1 tRNA gene and 2 rRNA genes (1 of these 3 cut by a window edge) are annotated in these 2,500 nt (G+C 53.8%); all 3 read right to left on the reverse strand.

What is annotated here, in order from left to right:
- Positions 1-296: 296 nt before the first annotated feature.
- Positions 297-373 (reverse strand) — tRNA-Met (locus O9334_RS23040).
- Between the two features lie 106 nt (positions 374-479).
- Positions 480-594, reverse strand: a 5S ribosomal RNA gene (rrf, locus tag O9334_RS23045).
- A 97-nt stretch (positions 595-691) separates the two neighbouring features.
- Positions 692-2,500: ribosomal RNA gene (locus O9334_RS23050) — 23S ribosomal RNA — on the reverse strand (it continues 981 nt past the right edge of the window).

Here is a 2,500-nt window from a genome sequence, read left to right on the forward strand (position 1 = left end):
GAGTTGGCGGCGGAATGCTACATGCCAGCAAATTGCCGGAATTTAAAAGGCAACATAGCGCAGCCAGTAGAGCCGAATGATATATCGAGAACATGGCGATACTTTATCAGTTTGGTTGTTTTGTTGCTACCAAGCCTATAACACAAAAAAGCCCCGCATGTGCGAGGCTGGTTCGAAGAATTTGGGTGCGGGGGTGAACCTACGACCTTCAGGTTATGAGCCTGACGAGCTGCCGGGGGGCGATTACCCCCCAAACGCAAAAAAGCCCCGCAAAAGCGAGGCTGGTTCGAAGAATTTGGGTGCGGGGGCAGGATTTGAACCTACGACCTTCAGGTTATGAGCCTGACGAGCTACCGGGCTGCTCCACCCCGCGTCAAAGGTGTTCGCATGTATACAGATATAACATGCAAAGGAAGGTCTGATCTGACATCGTCTGGAAAGGAAGGTGCTTTGAACAAGATACCAAGTGCATTCGGCAGACCCGGCAGCGACCTACTCTCCCGCGCCTTAAGACGCAGTACCATCGGCCCTGGGGGACTTAACGACCGAGTTCGGGATGGGATCGGGTGGGGACCCCCCGGCATAGCCGCCAGGTCGGCGGAATGCACTCGTATCTTATTGTCTGACATCGTCTGGTTTGGCACATATATGTGCTTATGAACGGCGCAATCTTCACTGCGCATGAGATCGTAGGATCAAGCGATTGAGCGATTAGTACCAGTCAGCTTCAACCCTCGCGGGTCTTCCACACCTGGCCTATCAACGTGATGGTCTATCACGGCTCTCAATGAGACCTCGTTTTTAGGTTAGTTTCCCGCTTAGATGCCTTCAGCGGTTATCTAGTCCATACTTAGCTACCCAGCTGTGCCGTTGGCACGACAACTGGTCCACCAGAGGTATGTTCATCCCGGTCCTCTCGTACTAGGGACAAATCCTATCAAGTCTCGACACCCACGGTAGATAGGGACCAAACTGTCTCACGACGTTCTGAACCCAGCTCACGTACCACTTTAAATGGCGAACAGCCATACCCTTGGGACCTGCTCCAGCCCCAGGATGTGATGAGCCGACATCGAGGTGCCAAACACCGCCGTCGATATGGACTCTTGGGCGGTATCAGCCTGTTATCCCCGGAGTACCTTTTATCCGTTGAGCGATGACCCTACCACGCAGGATCACCGGATCACTATGGCCGACTTTCGTCTCTGCTCGACTCGTCAGTCTCGCAGTCAGGCAGGCTTATGCCATTGCACTCAACGACCGATTTCCGACCGGTCTGAGCCTACCATCGCGCGCCTCCGTTACACTTTGGGAGGCGACCGCCCCAGTCAAACTGCCCGTCATACAGGGTCCCGGATCCCGATAAGGGACCGCGGTTAGACGCCACCGAAAATAAGGGTCGTATTTCAAGGGTGGCTCCACCAGGGCTGGCGCCCCGGCTTCAAAGCCTCCGACCTATCCTACACATACGTTCGATAGCGCCACTGTAAAACTGCAGTAAAGGTTCACAGGGTCTTTCCGTCTGGCCGCGGGAACTCCGCATCTTCACGGAGATTTCAATTTCGCTGAGTCTATGGTGGAGACAGTGGGGAAGTCGTTACGCCATTCGTGCAGGTCGGAACTTACCCGACAAGGAATTTCGCTACCTTAGGACCGTTATAGTTACGGCCGCCGTTCACCTGGGCTTCAATTCAGAGCTTGCACCCCTCCTCTTAACCTTCAGGCACTGGGCAGGCGTCAGACACTATACGTCGTCTTGCGACTTCGCAGTGCCCTGTGTTTTTGATAAACAGTCGCAACCCCCTGGTCTGTGCCACTCTCCCTTGGTTGCCCAAGAAAGAGTCTCCCTTCTTCCGAAGTTACGGGAGTAATTTGCCGAGTTCCTTCACCATAGTTCTCTCAAGCGCCTTGGTATGCTCTACCTGACCACCTGTGTCGGTTTCGGGTACGATCTAATGCTGGGGCTATTTCCTGGAACTCCCAGGCTGCCAACTCAATCCGATAAGAGTTGACAACTTTCGGCGTTCGTCACCACCAGCTGGCCCACGAATATTAACGTGGTTCCCATCGACTACGCCTTTCGGCCTCGCCTTAGGGGTCGGCTAACCCTGCGCAGATTAGCTTTACGCAGGAACCCTTGGTCTTTCGGCGAGAGGGTCTCTCACCCTCTTTATCGCTACTCATGCCAACATTCTCACTTCCGATACCTCCAGTGTCCATTACCAGACACCTTCACTGGCTTACGGAACGCTCCGCTACCGCTTCATCAAAGATGAAACCCCGAGCTTCGGTAAATGGCTTAATCCCCGTTACATCTTCGGCGCAGGTTCGCTTGACCAGTGAGCTGTTACGCTTTCTTTAAATGATGGCTGCTTCTAAGCCAACATCCTGGTTGTCTAAGCAAACCCACATCCTTTCCAACTTAGCCATTATTTGGGGACCTTAGCTGCGGGTCAGGGTTGTTTCCCTCTTGACGACGGACGTTAGCACCCGCCGTCTG

It is taken from the genome of Microcystis sp. LE19-8.1F (assembly GCF_027531715.1).
GTDB lineage: Bacteria > Cyanobacteriota > Cyanobacteriia > Cyanobacteriales > Microcystaceae > Microcystis > Microcystis wesenbergii_A.